Raw genomic sequence first — 16189 nt, forward strand, 5'->3', positions numbered from 1 at the left:
TGAATCAGACTGCAAACCCTGGCAACACCGGCACCGGTCGTTTGTCATCATCAATCGCCACAAAGCTGAACTGTCCGTGGATCGCCTTCTCGCGACCGTCACAGCTCATGCTCTCGACGAACACCTCCACCTCGACCTTGAGGCTGGTGTTACCCACCTTGATCACCCTGCCCACCAGTTCGACGATGGAGCCGGCCGGGATCGCGTGATTGAAGTCGATGCGGTCGGTGGACACCGTCACCAGCGGCAGGCGACAGAAACGTGTTGCAGTGATGAACGACACTTCGTCCATCCACGCCAGCGCGGTGCCGCCGAACAAGGTGTTGTGGTGGTTGGTGGTCGGCGGGAAGACGGCTTTGGTCACGCGGGTCACCGAGAGTTCGGTGCGGCGTTCGATTTCCTGGTCACGGGTGGTCATGAAGAATGGCTCTGATTTCTGGCTGCCGAAACACATGCAGGATCAAAAGATCGCAGCCTTCGGCAGCTCCTACAGGTTGAAGGCGGTAAATGGCAGGCAACAAAAAAGCAGCCCGTAGGCTGCTTTTTTCTGCATCGGAAGCTGGACTTAAGCCAGTTTTTCCTTGATGCGAGCTGCTTTACCCGACAGGTCGCGCAGGTAGTACAGCTTGGCTTTACGTACGTCACCGCGACGTTTAACAGCCATGCTGTCGATCTGCGGGGAGTAGGTCTGGAAAGTACGTTCTACGCCAACACCGTTGGAGATTTTACGAACGGTGAACGCACTGTTCACGCCGCGGTTACGCTTGGCGATTACAACGCCTTCGAACGCTTGCAGACGGGAACGATCGCCTTCCTTCACTTTCACCTGAACGACAATGGTGTCGCCCGGGGCAAAGGTAGGGATTTCTTTGGTCATCTGCTCTGCTTCGAGTGCAAGGATGATTTTGTTGGTCATGCTGTGCTCCTAAGGTAAATCAACTGATCTACCATCGATACGTTGTTAACTATCGTCCCGCTCGCGGATGTATTCCTCGAGCAGCTTCTTCTCTTCTCCAGAAAGCGAGCGGCTTTCCAGAAGATCGGCGCGTCGTTCATAGGTCCGACCAAGGGACTGCTGTAAACGCCAACGCCGGATATGCGCGTGATTGCCACTTAGCAACACGTCGGGAACACGCTGATCCGCATACACCTCAGGTCGGGTGTAGTGCGGGCAATCCAGCAGACCATCCGTAAAGGAATCTTCCTCAGCGGAATCCGCATGCCCTAAAGCTCCAGGCAGCAGTCGTGTAACCGCATCGATCATGACCATGGCCGGCAGCTCGCCGCCAGACAGTACATAGTCACCAATCGACCACTCTTCATCGACATGAGCCTCAATAAAGCGCTCGTCAATGCCTTCATAGCGGCCGGCAATCAGGATCAATGCATCCGATTTTGCCAACTCGCGTACCGCCGACTGAGTCAGTTGACGGCCTTGGGGGGACAGGTAAATCACCTTCGCCGCCTCCCCGGCTGCTGCCTTGGCCTGAACCAGAGCATCTTCCAGGGGCTTGATCTTCATCACCATGCCCGGACCACCGCCAAACGGGCGATCGTCCACAGTGTGATGCCGATCCGTCGTGTAATCCCGCGGATTCCAACAGGTCAGCTGCAACAGCCCCTGTTTGACCGCACGACTGGTAATGCCGTACTCACTGATGGCCGAGAACATCTCGGGGAACAGCGTAATGACGTCTACGCGCAGGCTGGCCATTGCTTAGAAGTCCGCGTCCCATTCCACCCTCATCACGCCTGCATCCAGGTCAATTGCCAGCACGCATTGCTCTGTGTAGGGCAACAACCGCTCGCGATCATCCAGGCTGCCCGCGCAGGGCTTGACCACCAATACATCGTTCGCGCCGGTCTCCAACAGGTGATCAACCTTGCCGAACAATTGCTCGTCCTGGTTGATGACGCTCAGACCCTGCAACTGGTACCAGTAGTACTCGTCGCCTGTCAGGTTGGGCAAAAGGCTTCGCGAGATGCAAATCTCATAACCGCTCAGAAGACGGGCTTCATCGCGATCATCGAGGCCTTTGAGCTTGGCAACCAGATCCTTTTGAGTGGATCGGCCGCTGACCAGCTCGACCTGTTTCACCACGCCTTCGCGCCGAAGCGTCCAGTTGCGGTAGTCCAACAGGTTTTCAATCGGATCGGTAAAGGAAAAGACCTTCACCTCGCCGCGAACGCCGTGAACCGAAAAAATCTTGCCGACAACGATCAGGTCATCAGCTTTTTCTGGCGTCGCGCTCATACTGCTCAGGCTGCAGCCTTGGCAGATTCCTTCAGCAACTGAGCAACACGCTCAGAAGGCTGTGCACCAACGCTCAGCCAGTAGGCTACGCGCTCTTGGTTCACGGACAGACGGATTTCCTGACCACGGGCAACAGGGTTGAAGAAGCCAACCTGTTCTTTGTGGGAGCCGTCACGCGGGTTACGCGAGTCGGTTACGGTCAGGTGGTAAAACGGGCGCTTTTTGGAGCCGCCAAGGGCAAGACGGATTGTTAGCATGTGAACATCGTTCCTGTAGTCGGTGCTGCAAATCTAAATGCACAGCGGGCATGGGTGCCCGAAAGGCCGCATATTCTAAGGAATATCCGGACTTTTGCAAATGACTTTTTCCGGCGCCTATGGCATGCCGTGCGGATTTGCATATAGAGCCGTCGATGAAAACGGCCAGTAGCTCCCGCCGAGTGCGGGTTTGCTGTTGATCCCGCGTCCTTGCGGGGTCTGCGCCGGTGCGACGACCGGCGAAGTCTTTGTGTCCTGTCTCACCCATTTCGCTCACTTTTGGCGAGTGACTGATGCCCTCAAGCAAGGCGCCGCAACGAGTCATTGCCCGCTATGGCGAGGAACAGCAACGCAGCATGAGGGCATCAGGCGCCGCCATAAGTGAGCAGAATGGGCGAGAGGGGACACCTCACATCTTTGGCATGCCGCCGCCGGGCAACATACCGCCCATGCCGCGCATCATTTTTGCCATACCGCCTTTGGCGGAGAATTTCTTCATCATCTTCTGCATCTGCTTGTGCTGCTTGATCAAGCGACCGATGTCCTGCACCTGGGTGCCGGAACCCATGGCGATCCGGCGCTTGCGCGAACCGCTGATCAGCTCAGGGTCGCGGCGCTCGGCCGGGGTCATGGAGTTGATGATGGCTTCCATCTGCTTGAACTGCTTCTCTGCCGCATTCTGGGCATTGCCCATCTGCGACAGGTTGACGCCGCCGATGCTCGGCAGTTTGTCCATGAGGCCGCCGAGGCCACCCATGTTCTTCATCTGTTGCAACTGATCGCGGAAGTCTTCGAGGTCGAAGCCCTTACCCTTCTTCAGCTTCTTGGCCAGTTTATCGGCCTTGTCCTTGTCGAGGGTCGCTTCGGCCTGTTCGATCAGGCTGAGCACGTCGCCCATGCCGAGGATCCGCGAAGCGATACGCTCAGGGTGGAAAGGCTCGAGCGCTTCGCTCTTCTCACCCATACCGATGAACTTGATCGGCTTGCCGGTGATTGCACGTACCGACAGTGCGGCACCGCCACGGGCGTCGCCGTCGACCTTGGTCAGGATCACACCGGTCAGCGGCAGTGCATCGCCGAAGGCCTTGGCCGTGTTGGCGGCGTCCTGGCCGGTCATGGCATCAACCACGAACAGGGTTTCGACCGGGTTGATCGCGGCATGCAATGCCTTGATCTCGCCCATCATCTCTTCGTCGATGTGCAGACGACCGGCGGTGTCGACGATGACCACGTCGATGAATTTCAGTTTTGCTTCTTTAATAGCCGCGTTGGCGATGTCGACCGGCTTCTGGCTCAGGTCGGACGGGAAGAACGTCACGCCGATGTCGTTGGCCAGGGTTTCCAGCTGCTTGATCGCGGCCGGACGGTAAACGTCCGCCGATACGACCATCACCGACTTCTTCTTGCGCTCTTTAAGGAAGCGCGCCAGTTTGCCGGCGGTGGTGGTTTTACCGGCACCCTGCAAACCCGCCATCAGCACAACGGCAGGCGGCACGGCGCTCAGGTTCAGGTCTTCGTTGGCCGCGCCCATCAGGCTTTCGAGTTCGGCCTGGACGATCTTCACGAATGCCTGGCCCGGCGTCAGGCTGCGCGACACCTCGGTGCCGACAGCGCGCTCCTTGACCGAGTTGACGAAGTCCTTGACCACCGGCAGGGCGACGTCGGCTTCGAGCAACGCCATGCGCACTTCACGCAGGGTGTCTTTGATATTGTCTTCAGTCAGCTTCGCCTTGCCGGTGACATGGCGCAGCGTCTGCGAGAGACGGTCGGTTAAGTTTTCAAACATTGCGCGATCCTTTCAGGCCCTGTGTAGACCGGGATAATGGCGGCCCAGACCGGATTCAACATGTGCTCGGCGAGCCTGCGGCGTGGGCAGGTCGCGGATTATAGCGAAGACTGCGTCGGGCGGACACCTCGCACTTTCGTGGTGTGGCGGTTCTATGCCAAACTCAGCGCCTTTCGGGCCTGCCTAACAGGATTTATGCTCCCCTTGTCACCCAGTTTGCTGACCACGCTCGCCGCCGCTCTTCTTTATGCCGCTGCGACCCTTTATCAGGGCACCCGTCTGGCCTCCGGCGCCAAGGCGAACAAGCGCCTGCTGGTTACGCTCGGCATCCTTGCCGTGCTGGCCCACAGCGCCAGCCTGCTCACCCACCTGCTGACGCCGATCGGCCTGGGCCTGGACTTCTTCAGCGCCGCCAGCCTGATTGCCGCAGCGGTCATTGCCCTTACATTGCTGGCCTGCTCGCGGATCCCGGTGGAAAACCTGCTGGTGCTGCTGTTCCCGCTGGGCGCCGCGACGGTGCTGCTGGCGCAGTTCGCGCCCGCCGGCACGGTGCAGATCATCGACGAAGAGCCGGGCATCCTCGCCCATATCCTGCTGTCGATCCTGGCCTACGGCATGTTTACCATCGCGGTGTTCCAGGCCTTGCTGCTGCTGGTGCAGGATCACCAGCTCAAGCACAAGCACCCGTCCGGGCTGATCAAGAACTTCCCGCCGCTGCAAACCATGGAAAGCCTGCTGTTCGGCTTTCTCTGGGCCGGCTGGACGCTGCTGTCGCTGTCGCTGATCTCCGGCTGGCTGTTCGTCGAGAACCTATTCGCCCAGCATCTGGTGCACAAGACCCTGCTGGCGTGCCTGGCGTGGGTGGTGTTCAGCGTGCTGTTGTGGGGCCGTAATCGCCTCGGCTGGCGTGGTCACAAGGCGATTCGCTGGACCCTCGCCGGTTTCTGCCTGCTGATGTTGGCGTATTTCGGCAGCAAACTGGTTCGTGAATACATCCTGCACATCTGACGGGCGGCATAAATGGACGGTTTGCCCATAGGGCCGATGCTCGCGGTATTTGTCCTGCTGATTTTATGGTCGGGGCTGTTTACCGCCGTCGAAATCGCGCAGCAGCACCTGCTCGCGCAGCGCGCCGCGTCGCGCGCCAGCGATAAACCACTGGCGAAGCTGAGCTTCCCGCTCGACAGCCTGATTCTCTGCAACACCCTGTGCCGCGCCCTCGCAGTGGTCATCGCCACGCTGCTGGCGATCTTCCTGTGCGAAGAAAACGGCCCGTGGGTAGCCTGCCTCGGCGCCGCTGCCGTGTTGCTGGTGTTTGCCGATTACTTCCCGCGCACCGTTGCCCATCGCTATCCAGACGCCGTGCTGTCCTTCGGCAATACCCTGCTGGCCGTACCACTGAAAATCCTTTACCCGCTGGCCTGGCTGCTGAGCAGCATCAGCGGCTTGCTGCTGCGTCCCTTCGCCCGCAAGGCCCAAGTGGTGCAGCAGAGCGAAGACGAAGAGCCTGCCGATCGCCACGATGACCCGGAACATCCGTCCCGCACGCACCCGGTTTCGGGGATCCACGCGCTGGACAACATCACGGTCAATGACATTCTGGTGCCGCGCAGCGATGTCGACGGCATCAATCTCGATGACTCGATCGAAGAAATCATCGAACAACTGCGCCACAACAAGCGCACGCGCCTGCCGGTGTTCCACAGCGACATCAACCAGGTCGAAGCGGTGCTCAACACCCGGCAAATCCGCCATCTGCTCAACGATGACAAGCTGACCCGCGAAGCGCTGCTGGCTGCCAGCTACGAACCGTATTTCGTTCCGGAAAGCACGCCACTGCAGCTGCAACTGCTGAATTTCCACAAACAGCAGCGCCGCTTGGGCATGGTGGTGGACGAGTACGGTGAGGTGCTGGGCATCGTCACTCTGGAAGACATTCTCGAAGAAATCGTCGGCGAATTCGAAAGCGAGCACAGCCTCGACAATCCGCACATCCACCCACAGGCTGACGGGCGCATGGTGATCGACGGTACCGCGTCGATTCGCGAACTGAATAAATGCCTGGGCTGGCACCTGCCCAGCGACGGGCCGAAAACCCTCAACGGCCTGGTGACCGAAGCGCTGGAGACCATTCCAGAAAGCGCGGTGTGCCTGAAGATCGGGCGATACCGGCTGGAGATTCTCGAGACCGAGGAGAACCGGGTGAGCAAGGTGTTGATCTGGCATACCACTTCGGTACCGGCCATCATCTAAAGCCTTCACCATTCCCTGTGGCGAGGGGGCTTGCCCCCGTTTGGCTGCGCAGCAGTCGCATTTGCCTAAACAAAGCGCTAGCCGAGATATTTTGATTGAAGCGTCGGCACTGCTGCGCAGTGCAACGGGGGCAAGCCCCCTCGCCACAAAAGCCATGCCCTCGCCTCCTTTTTAGCGCTTGTTCATTCGTTAGCCCCCTTCCTATAATCGAACCGCTTACCCAAGCACCGCCTGGCCTTGTGCTTACCCGCACGCCTACGGCTTCGGCTATTTCCGCATCATCCCGGCGACTGTTCCTACTCGAAACAGCGACCGCGCCTCATCCCACATCCCTGGGTGCTCGACCATAATAATTCGCTCCAACGGAGCTCATGACTGTCAGGGATCACCGCATGACGACCAGTACCGCTTACAGCGCCACCACGCCTGCCCAGCCGACCAACTCCGCCACCCGTGTGGCAACGGCGAGTTTCATCGGCACTGCCATCGAATTCTACGATTTCTACGTGTATGCCACCGCCGCCGCGCTGGTGATCGGGCCGGTATTCTTTCCGCAGACTTCCGGCACCGCGCAGATGCTCTCGGCATTTCTCACCTTCGGCATCGCCTTCCTCGCCCGACCGCTGGGTTCGGCGTTGTTCGGCCATTTCGGTGACCGCATCGGACGCAAATCGACCTTGGTCGCTTCGCTGCTGCTGATGGGCGTGTGTACCACGCTGATTGGCGTGCTGCCGGGTTACGACAGCATCGGGGCCTGGGCGCCGATCCTGTTGTGCGTGTTGCGCTTCGGACAAGGTCTGGGCCTGGGCGGCGAATGGGGTGGCGCGGCGCTGCTGGCCACGGAAAACGCGCCCAAGGGCAAACGGGCGTGGTTCGGCATGTTCCCGCAACTTGGCCCGTCGATCGGTTTTCTCGCGGCCAACGGGCTGTTCCTGACCCTGGCCATGACCCTCAACGACGAACAGTTCCGCAGTTGGGGCTGGCGGATTCCGTTTCTGCTCAGCGCGGCACTGGTGATGGTCGGCCTGTACGTGCGCCTCAAGCTCCACGAAACCCCGGTCTTCGCCAACGCCATTGCCCGTCAGGAGCGGGTGAAAGTGCCGCTGGTCGAGCTGTTCAGCCAATACTGGGCGCCAACCCTGCTCGGCGCGGCGGCAATGGTGGTCTGCTATGCGCTGTTTTACATCTCGACGGTATTTTCCCTGAGCTACGGCGTGTCCACCCTCGGCTACAGCCGTGAGACGTTCCTTGGATTGCTGTGCTTTGCCGTACTGTTCATGGCCGCAGCGACGCCATTGTCCGCCTGGGCCAGCGACCGTTACGGGCGCAAACCGGTGCTGATCATTGGCGGGGTGCTGGCGATTCTGTCCGGATTCCTGATGGAGCCGTTGCTGACACAGGGTTCGACCTGGGGCGTGGCGCTGTTCCTGTGCATCGAACTGTTCTTGATGGGCGTGACGTTTGCGCCCATGGGTGCGCTGCTGCCGGAGCTTTTTCCGACCCATGTGCGCTATACCGGGGCATCAGCCGCCTACAACCTGGGTGGGATCGTCGGCGCCTCGGCGGCACCGTTCTTCGCGCAGAAACTGGTGGCGATGGGCGGTTTGAGTTATGTCGGCGGGTATGTGTCGGGGGCGGCGGTGCTCAGCCTGATTGCAGTGCTGTGCCTGAAGGAGACGAGGAATAACGATCTGAATCAGATTGCCTGACAGAGCGAATCGCGAGCAGGCTCACTCCTACAAGGGAACGCATTCCAATTGTAGGAGTGAGCCTGCTCGCAATAGGGGCGCCTCGGTTTACAGCTCTACAACAACCGCCTGAGCAGCGCGGGTCGCCTTGGCACGCGCAGCCTCGATCGACTCATCCCGCGCCAAGGCCACGCCCATACGGCGCTGACCGTTGACTTCAGGCTTGCCGAACAGACGCAACGCCGTATCCGGCTCGCTCAGTGCGGCACCGAGGTTGGCGAAGGCGGTCTGGGTCGACTGCCCTTCCACCAGAATCACCGCCGAAGCCGACGGGCCGAACTGACGGATCAGCGGCACCGGCAGACCGAGAATGGCGCGGGCATGCAGCGCGAACTGCGAGAGGTCCTGGGAGATCAGGGTTACCAGACCGGTGTCGTGCGGGCGCGGCGAAACTTCGCTGAACCACACCTGATCACCCTTGATGAACAACTCGACGCCGAACAGACCACGGCCACCCAGGGCCTCGGTCACGGCCTTGGCCACGCGCTCGGACTCCGCCAGGGCAGTCGGGCTCATGGCTTGCGGCTGCCAGGACTCCTGATAGTCGCCCTTCTCCTGACGGTGACCGACCGGTGCGCAGAACGTGGTGCCACCGATGTGGCGCACGGTCAGCAGGGTGATTTCGTAGTCGAAATCGATGAAGCCTTCGATGATCACCCGGCCCTTGCCGGCGCGACCGCCTTCTTGCGCGTAATCCCAGGCCTTCTGCACGTCATCGACGCTGCGCAGCAGGCTCTGGCCTTTGCCCGAAGAACTCATCACTGGCTTGACCACGCACGGGAAGCCCAGGTCCTGAACGGCTTTGCTGTAGTCCTCGAAGGTGTCGGCAAAGTGGTACGGCGAGGTCGGCAGGTCCAGCTCTTCAGCAGCCAGACGACGGATGCCTTCACGGTTCATGGTCAGTTGCGCGGCACGGGCGGTCGGGATCACGGTGAATCCTTCGGCTTCCAGCTCGACCAGGGTGGCGGTGGCGATCGCTTCGATTTCCGGCACGATGAAGTGCGGCTTCTCGGCTTCGATCACCGCACGCAGCGCGGCGCCGTCGAGCATGTTGATCACATGGCTGCGGTGGGCAACCTGCATGGCCGGCGCGTTGGCGTAACGGTCGACGGCAATCACTTCAACGCCCAGGCGTTGCAGCTCGATCACCACTTCCTTGCCCAACTCACCACAGCCACACAGCAATACGCGGGTCGCGGTCGGCGACAATGGAGTTCCGATACGGGTCATCTCAGGTCCTCAAAGAAGCGGATCATCGAGGAAAGCAACGCCAGACGCGCTTTCCATGGGGAGAAAGCGCGGCATTTTACATGAACCCGAGGGTTTGGCTTCAGCTGGCGACAGCCTGTTTGCGCTCGCGCCAGGCCATGATCAGCCAAACGGCGGTCACGCCGGCGAACTTCGAGGCCAGCGCGGTGATGATCACCGGTGGCGTCATCAGGTCGATCATGCCGAAGAAGATGAAGGTATCGATGGGAATGCTCAGCGCCGAGCTGATCCACAAACGGTCACGCAACGGACGTTTGGTGACGCTGAACACCAGCCAGTCGATGCATTCGGAGATCGCGAACGCCGTGGCGCTGGCTAGGGCGATGGACGGATCGGACGTAACGTAGGACAGAACCAGCGCGACCAGCATTGCCACGATGGCACCGTGACCGAAACGGGTCTGCACCATATCGCGCAATACGAACACCAACCCGCCCCAGGCCGACCAGATGATGTCCAGGTGTGGCGCGGTGGAGAAGGCGAAGTTGATCAGCACGACGCTGCTGATGTAGGCGATGAGGAAAATCATGGGAGCGACCTGTCAGATTGGCGCACAGGTTACTTCAGCCAAAGCAGAATCAAAAGATCGCAGCCTGCGGTAGCTCCTACAGGAGAACGCACTCCAAATGCAGGAGCTGCCGCAGGCTGCGATCTTTTTGCTCTTCGCTACTTGTTCGGGGTCGCCCCAATCATCCAGATCAACCCACTCGCCTTCGCCCGCTCATGACACAACCCGAGCACCACCCGTCGCTCGTCGTTGCTCATGCGGCTCCAACGGGTGATCTCTTCCACAGTGCGCTGGCAGCCGGTGCAGATGTCATCCTCATCCAGCGCACAAATGCTCACGCACGGCGAGGCGACCGGTCTTTCGGGTGTGTTCATTCCTCTTGCTCAACCAGATCCCGCGCGTAACGCTGCGAGTTATGCACATAGTGCGCGGCGCTGGCTTCGAGCATCTTCTTCTGCGGCTCGGTCAGTTCACGCACGACCTTGCCCGGCGAGCCCATGACCAGCGAGCCATCGGGGATTTCCTTGCCTTCGCCGATCAGCGAATTGGCGCCGATGATGCAGTTCTTGCCGATCTTTGCGCCATTGAGGATCACCGCGTTGATGCCGATCAGGCTGTAATCGCCGACGGTGCAGCCATGCAACATGGCGTTATGACCGATGGTCACGCCGGTGCCGATGGTCAGTGGATAGCCCATGTCGGTGTGCATCACCGTGCCGTCCTGAACGTTGCTGTTCTTGCCGATCAGGATCAGTTCGTTGTCGCCACGCAGCACGGCGTTGAACCAGACGTTGGCGCCCTCTTCCAGTTTGACCTTGCCCACCAGCACGGCATTGGGCGCAACCCAGCTCTGCGGATGGGTGTCGACGCGGGCGTCGCCCAGGCGGTATTTCATCTTGTTTTCCTCAGGGCTCACGATGACGGGCCATTCGAACGATGGCTTCAGGTATTGATATAGCTTTTGGGGGGATGGTGCAGGCTGATCTGTTCGTCATAGAGCAGATTGATCAACTCGACGATCATGATCGCCGTCAGCCCCCAGATCTTGAATTCACCGTAACGATAACTCGGCACATACCAGCTGCGGCCCTGATAATCGATACGGTGCGTGTGTTCACGCGGGTCTTTGCGGAAGAATTCCAGCGGTACGTTGAATACCGCAGCGATCTCGGCATCGTTGGCCAGGTATTCGACGAAGTCAGGTATCACCCCGACATAAGGCGTGACCTTGATGCCATGCAGCGAAATCAGCGGGCTGAGCGGACCAATCACCTCGACCAGCCCCGGTGGCAGGCCGATTTCTTCTTCGGCTTCGCGCAGGGCGGTGAAAATCAGGTCAGGGTCTTCCGGATCGCGGCGTCCGCCGGGAAAGGCCACTTCGCCGCCATGGGTCGAGAGGCCGCTGGCGCGCAGGGTCAGTACCAGCTCGGGTTCGTCACTGCGGGTGATCGGCACCAGAACAGCAGCCTCGGGGAAACGTTTATCGGTCTCCAGCGTGCGCGGTGTGTGGTTGCTTACCCTATGCAGTAGCTCGTCCAGCATGAGTGTTCTCGATCTGTGCCTTACCCTGCATCATGCACCAATCATGGCAGCCGCCCAAGCCCCTCGCCAGGCCATGTCGCGAAACGACAACTTGCCGACCGACACCGCTGCACGCCAAGATAGGCGCAGCATTCAGGAACCCCAGCATGAAATTTTGCAGCCAGTGCGGCAACCCGGTGACCCAGCGCATTCCCGAAGGCGATTCGCGGCTGCGTTTTGTCTGTGACAGCTGTCAGACCATTCACTATCAAAACCCCAACATCGTGGCCGGTTGCGTTGCGACCTGGGGCAGTAAAGTGCTGCTCTGCCGCCGCGCCATCGAGCCCCGGCTCGGTTACTGGACGCTGCCTGCCGGTTTCATGGAAAACGGCGAGACCATCGAGCAGGCCGCGACCCGCGAAACCGCCGAGGAAGCCTGCGCACGGGTGCGCAACCTGAGCATCTATACGTTGATCGACGTACCGCACATCAGCCAGGTGCATGTGTTCTTTCGCGCCGAACTGGCCGACCTGGATTTTGCCGCCGGCCCCGAGAGCCTCGAGGTGCAACTATTCGACGAAGCCGACATTCCATGGGACGAGCTGGCTTTCCGCACGGTGGGGCGTACCTTAGAATGCTTCTTCGCTGACCGCCGCACCGAAACCTACCCGGTGCGCTCCGAATCGATACCGCCGCTGGCGCAGGCTGCCATTAGCTGACTTAAAAGATCAGAAGATCAAAAGATCGCAGCCTTCGGCAGCGCCTACACTTAACATTGCGTCATTTTGGGGAATTGTTTCAATGCGCTGGTTGCTTGCTCTGTTTTGCCTGTCGTTCGTCTCACTCTCCCAAGCGTCCTTCGTGACTACCGTGACGCCGTCGAATACGCCACTGATCGAAAAAATCCTGGTGCTCAAATCGGCGCATCAACTGCAGTTGATCGCCGACGGCAAGCCGATCAAGACCTACCGCATTTCCTTGGGCAAGGGCGCAAAAAAGGGTCCGAAACTGATTGAAGGCGACAAACGCACCCCGGAAGGCTTCTATTGGATCGACTGGCGCAAGGTCAGCGACAAATTCAACCTGGCGATGCACATTTCCTACCCGAACATCAGCGATTCGGCGCGCGCCCGGCGTGAAGGCGTCGAGCCAGGCGGGATGATCATGATCCACGGCACGCCGGATTCGGAAGAAACCCCGGAAAACCTGTTCCACACCCTGGACTGGACCGATGGCTGCATCGCCATGCGCAACATGGACATGCGCGAAGTCTGGGGCCTGGTACCGGACGGTACGATGATCGAGATTCGCCCCTAGTCCCTGACCACTGGTCACCTGCAAAAAAATAAATCAAAAGATCGCAGCCTGCGGCAGCTCCTACAGAGGTGATACCACTCTCAACTGTAGGAGCTGCCGCAGGCTGCGATCTTTCGCGTTTTAAAGCCCACCTTTAATACCACTCAAGACAACCATCTCAAGAAACCGCCATTTCATTGGGCCAACGGCCATTTCCCCGCGTTGACATGGTATTCAAGTGGTATTAATTTCCGTCCCACAAGCGAGCCACAACAATCCTATACTCGCGTCGGAAATGACCTACATGAACGACCTCCAGGCCCTACGCCCAGATGACTCTCAGCCGACGCCGCTGTACCTGCAGCTGGCGCGCAATCTGGAATCGGCGATCCATGCCGGGCAGTGGAAAGCCGAGCAGGCGATGCCGTCCGAGCGCAACCTCAGCGAGCAACTCGGTATCTCCCGGGTCACCGCCCGCAAGGCGCTGGAAGTGCTGCTTGATCAAGGTCTGATCCGCCGCCTGCAAGGTTCCGGCACGTTCATCACACCACGCCTGGAACAACCGCTGTCGCGCCTCTCGGGCTTCAGCGAAATGCTCCGCCTCAAGGGTTTCGTCCCCAGCTCGCAGTGGCTGGAGCGCGAAGTCACCCTGCCGACTCACGAAGAACTGATCCGCCTGAGCCTGTCGCCGAACGACAAGGTTGCGCGCATGAAGCGCTTGCGCAAGGCCGATGACACCGTGATGGCCATCGAGATGAGCACCCTGCCCGCCTCGATCATGCCCAAGCCGCAACTGGTCGGCGATTCGCTCTACGAATACCTCGATGGCATCGGCAAACCGATCGTTCGCGCCCTGCAGCACATTCAAGCGATCAACGCCTCGGACGAATTCGCCGCGCTGGTCGGCATCGCCCCCGGCACAGCGATGCTGCTGATGACCCGGGTCGGCTATCTGGAAGACAACACGCCGATCGAAGTCACCGACACCTATTGCCGCAACGACTACTACGACTTTGTTGCAGAGCTTCGAAGATAAAGAGCTGCGTCGATAAACAGCTGCGCCACTAAACGGGCGAAGCCGTCAAACAGCGAGAACCGAAATGTCCGAAGACAACATCCTCACCACTCACGGCTGGGTTCGCGGCCGGCTGATCCACGAACACGGCAAAGTCGTGTCGATCGAAGGCGTACCCTGCGATCCGGCCGACAATGACCTGCCGTATCTGCTGCCGGGCTTCATCGACCTGCACGTTCACGGCGGTGGCGGCAAAGACATCATGGAAGGCGCCAGCGCCTTCGAAACCATCACCAAAACCCACGTGCGCTTCGGCACCACCTCGCTGCTGGCCACCACCATGACCGCACCGAGCGCCGAGATCTCCAGCGTCCTGAAGGATGTCGGAACATTCTGCGAACAGCGTCCGAAAGGCGCCGCCCGGGTACTCGGCGTGCATCTTGAAGGCCCGTACATCAATCCCGGCAAACTCGGCGCACAACCAAATTTCGCCCACACCGCGTTGATGGCCGAAGTTGAGGAATACCTGGCGCTGGCGCCGATCCGCGTGATCACCATCGCCCCGGAAATCGCCGGCCACGACGGATTGATCCGCGAACTGAGCAGCCGCGGCATCCGCATGCAGATCGGCCACACCCTGGGCAGCTATGAAGAAGGCGTCGCCGCCCTGGATGCCGGCGCCACCAGCTTCACCCATTTGTACAACGCCATGAGCCCGCTGCATCACCGCGAACCGGGGATCGTCGGCGCGGCACTGGCCCACGCCAAATTCGCCGAGCTGATCCCGGATTTGCTGCACGTGCACCCCGGCGCGATCCGCGTGGCCCTGCGTTCGATCCCGTGCCTGTATTGCGTCACCGATTCGACCGCTGCCGCCGGCATGCCCGACGGTGAATACAAGCTTGGCAGCCACACCGTGACCAAATGCCTGGGCGGCGTGCGCCTGCCCGACGGCACGCTGGCCGGCAGCACCCTGACCATGGATCAGGCCCTGCGCAACCTGGTGAAGATCGGTTTGCCGATCGCCGAGGCCTCGCAGCGTCTGTCGCAATTTCCCGCCGACTACCTCGGCATCACCGAACGCGGGCGCCTTGCACCTGGGGCCTGGGCCGACTGCGTGCAGCTGGATCGCTCACTCACACTGACCGCCGTCATGGTCGAAGGAGAAGACATTGACTTCAAAAATGCTTGAAGAGGCGCTGTCCTCGTTCGAGGCCGTGCAAGCCCAACTGCAACAGCTCGACCCGCAGATGATCGAGATCGCCGGGCGCCTGCGCCGTCAGCCGCCGCAAGTGGCGATGACCGTCGCGCGCGGCAGCTCCGACCACGCGGCGAGCTACTTCGCCTACCTGACCATGCAGCAACTGGGCGTGCCGGTGGCGTCGTTGCCGATGTCGGTGGTGACCATGCAGCAGGCGCCGTTGAAGGTCAGCGGTCAGGTCGCGTTTGCGTTCTCGCAATCGGGTCAGAGCCCGGATCTGGTCAACAGTCTGCGACTGCTACGCAAGCGCGGCGCACTCAGTGTTTCGATGGTCAACGCCGCCGATTCGCCATTGGAAGCTGCGTGTGAGTTCAGCGTGCCGCTGCTCGCCGGCACTGAGAGCAGCGTCGCCGCGACCAAAAGTTTTATCGCCACCCTCAGCGCCAGCGCCCGGCTGATCGCGCACTGGAAAGAAGACAGCGAACTGCTGGAAGCGCACAACGCCCTGCCCGAAGGCCTGCGCGAAGCGGCAAAGCAGGACTGGAGCGCGGCCATCGACGCGCTGCGCGATTGCGAACGGCTGATGGTCATCGGCCGTGGTGCCGGTTTTGCCATCGCCCAGGAAGCCGCGCTGAAATTCAAGGAGACCTCGGCGATTCAGGCCGAAGCTTTCAGCAGCGCCGAAGTGCGTCACGGCCCGATGGCGCTGATTGACGAGCACTACCCGCTGCTGGTGTTCGCGCCACGCGGCGCCGAGCAGGCCGGGCTGTTGAGCCTCGCGGCGGAAATGCGTCAACGCGGCGCCCGTGTATTGCTGGCCGCACCGGACGATGTCAGCGAGCGCGACCTGACCCTGACCCGCGCCGAGCACCCGGCCCTTGATCCGATTCTGGCGATCCAGAGCTTCTACGTGATGGCCGCAGGTTTGGCCGTGGCCCGGGGCATGGACCCGGATCAGCCGCGCCACCTGAGCAAAGTGACCCGTACACACTGACAACGGCTGAACGATGCACAACCCTGTCGGCGGACGTGAAACCCGTTGATTGATGCACAACCCTGTAGGAGCTGCCGCAGGCTGCGA

The 16189-nt window shown here is 60.5% G+C and carries 19 protein-coding genes; 8 read left to right on the top strand and 11 right to left on the bottom strand.

The features are described from left to right. Window positions 1-4: 4 nt before the first annotated feature. From KKQ10_RS16870 to ffh, 6 genes are all read right to left on the bottom strand, one after another. The gene (locus tag KKQ10_RS16870; protein WP_127650831.1) at window positions 5-418 is read right to left on the bottom strand and encodes an acyl-CoA thioesterase; all 414 of its coding nucleotides are present in this window, start codon (window positions 416-418) and stop codon (window positions 5-7) included. Between the two features lie 147 nt (window positions 419-565). Next, a complete protein-coding gene (gene rplS / locus KKQ10_RS16875; RefSeq protein ID WP_003175895.1) occupies window positions 566-916 on the bottom strand; it encodes a 50S ribosomal protein L19 in 351 nt (116 codons plus the stop codon). 45 nt (window positions 917-961) lie between these two features. After that, window positions 962-1714, bottom strand: a complete 753-nt coding sequence (gene trmD / locus KKQ10_RS16880) for a tRNA (guanosine(37)-N1)-methyltransferase TrmD (protein ID WP_003221981.1) — start codon at window positions 1712-1714, stop codon at window positions 962-964. A gap of 3 nt (window positions 1715-1717) precedes the next feature. Beyond that, the gene (gene rimM, locus KKQ10_RS16885) at window positions 1718-2254 is read right to left on the bottom strand and encodes a ribosome maturation factor RimM (protein ID WP_003221979.1); all 537 of its coding nucleotides are present in this window, start codon (window positions 2252-2254) and stop codon (window positions 1718-1720) included. A gap of 5 nt (window positions 2255-2259) precedes the next feature. Beyond that, window positions 2260-2511: a 30S ribosomal protein S16 gene (rpsP, locus tag KKQ10_RS16890; protein ID WP_003185073.1), complete on the bottom strand. Its 252-nt coding sequence runs from the start codon at window positions 2509-2511 to the stop codon at window positions 2260-2262. A 409-nt stretch (window positions 2512-2920) separates the two neighbouring features. After that, the gene (gene ffh, locus KKQ10_RS16895) at window positions 2921-4297 is read right to left on the bottom strand and encodes a signal recognition particle protein (RefSeq protein ID WP_127650833.1); all 1377 of its coding nucleotides are present in this window, start codon (window positions 4295-4297) and stop codon (window positions 2921-2923) included. A 195-nt stretch (window positions 4298-4492) separates the two neighbouring features. On the opposite strand from ffh, the gene KKQ10_RS16900 reads away from it, so the two are divergent. From KKQ10_RS16900 to KKQ10_RS16910, 3 genes are all read left to right on the top strand, one after another. Further along, window positions 4493-5305, top strand: coding sequence for a cytochrome C assembly family protein (locus tag KKQ10_RS16900; RefSeq protein ID WP_025112187.1), 813 nt, complete (start codon window positions 4493-4495; stop codon window positions 5303-5305). Window positions 5306-5317: 12 nt separating this feature from the next. Beyond that, the gene (locus KKQ10_RS16905; protein ID WP_215501736.1) at window positions 5318-6550 is read left to right on the top strand and encodes a CNNM domain-containing protein; all 1233 of its coding nucleotides are present in this window, start codon (window positions 5318-5320) and stop codon (window positions 6548-6550) included. Window positions 6551-6942: 392 nt separating this feature from the next. After that, window positions 6943-8259, top strand: coding sequence for an MFS transporter (locus KKQ10_RS16910; RefSeq protein ID WP_215501737.1), 1317 nt, complete (start codon window positions 6943-6945; stop codon window positions 8257-8259). Between the two features lie 87 nt (window positions 8260-8346). Here KKQ10_RS16910 and purT read toward each other — a convergent pair whose 3' ends face one another. From purT to KKQ10_RS16935, 5 genes are all read right to left on the bottom strand, one after another. Continuing rightward, the gene (purT, locus tag KKQ10_RS16915) at window positions 8347-9528 is read right to left on the bottom strand and encodes a formate-dependent phosphoribosylglycinamide formyltransferase (protein WP_215501738.1); all 1182 of its coding nucleotides are present in this window, start codon (window positions 9526-9528) and stop codon (window positions 8347-8349) included. Window positions 9529-9628: 100 nt separating this feature from the next. Next, window positions 9629-10096 (bottom strand): preQ0 transporter, encoded by a 468-nt coding sequence (locus KKQ10_RS16920; RefSeq protein ID WP_215501739.1) that lies wholly within the window; start codon window positions 10094-10096, stop codon window positions 9629-9631. 137 nt (window positions 10097-10233) lie between these two features. Next, entirely contained in the window at window positions 10234-10449 is a 216-nt protein-coding gene (locus tag KKQ10_RS16925) for a DUF1289 domain-containing protein (protein WP_127650843.1), read from the bottom strand. Continuing rightward, complete coding sequence (locus tag KKQ10_RS16930; RefSeq protein WP_003221962.1) at window positions 10446-10970, bottom strand: gamma carbonic anhydrase family protein; 525 nt, start codon at window positions 10968-10970, stop codon at window positions 10446-10448. The genes KKQ10_RS16925 and KKQ10_RS16930 overlap by 4 nt, the downstream gene beginning before the upstream one ends. 47 nt (window positions 10971-11017) lie before the next feature. Continuing rightward, complete coding sequence (locus KKQ10_RS16935; RefSeq protein WP_127650847.1) at window positions 11018-11617, bottom strand: CoA pyrophosphatase; 600 nt, start codon at window positions 11615-11617, stop codon at window positions 11018-11020. A 146-nt stretch (window positions 11618-11763) separates the two neighbouring features. On the opposite strand from KKQ10_RS16935, the gene KKQ10_RS16940 reads away from it, so the two are divergent. From KKQ10_RS16940 to KKQ10_RS16960, 5 genes are all read left to right on the top strand, one after another. Continuing rightward, a complete protein-coding gene (locus tag KKQ10_RS16940) occupies window positions 11764-12315 on the top strand; it encodes an NUDIX hydrolase (RefSeq protein ID WP_215501740.1) in 552 nt (183 codons plus the stop codon). Window positions 12316-12397: 82 nt separating this feature from the next. Next, a complete protein-coding gene (locus KKQ10_RS16945) occupies window positions 12398-12913 on the top strand; it encodes a L,D-transpeptidase family protein (RefSeq protein ID WP_127650851.1) in 516 nt (171 codons plus the stop codon). 283 nt (window positions 12914-13196) lie between these two features. Continuing rightward, a complete protein-coding gene (locus KKQ10_RS16950) occupies window positions 13197-13928 on the top strand; it encodes a GntR family transcriptional regulator (RefSeq protein ID WP_102357580.1) in 732 nt (243 codons plus the stop codon). A 64-nt stretch (window positions 13929-13992) separates the two neighbouring features. Next, complete coding sequence (gene nagA / locus KKQ10_RS16955) at window positions 13993-15099, top strand: N-acetylglucosamine-6-phosphate deacetylase (RefSeq protein WP_215501741.1); 1107 nt, start codon at window positions 13993-13995, stop codon at window positions 15097-15099. Then, window positions 15080-16102, top strand: coding sequence for an SIS domain-containing protein (locus KKQ10_RS16960; RefSeq protein ID WP_215501742.1), 1023 nt, complete (start codon window positions 15080-15082; stop codon window positions 16100-16102). Before nagA ends, KKQ10_RS16960 begins: the two co-directional genes overlap by 20 nt. Window positions 16103-16189: the final 87 nt, after the last annotated feature.

Source organism: Pseudomonas sp. MG-9, from assembly GCF_018729515.1.
Taxonomy (GTDB): Bacteria; Pseudomonadota; Gammaproteobacteria; order Pseudomonadales; family Pseudomonadaceae; genus Aquipseudomonas; species Aquipseudomonas serboccidentalis.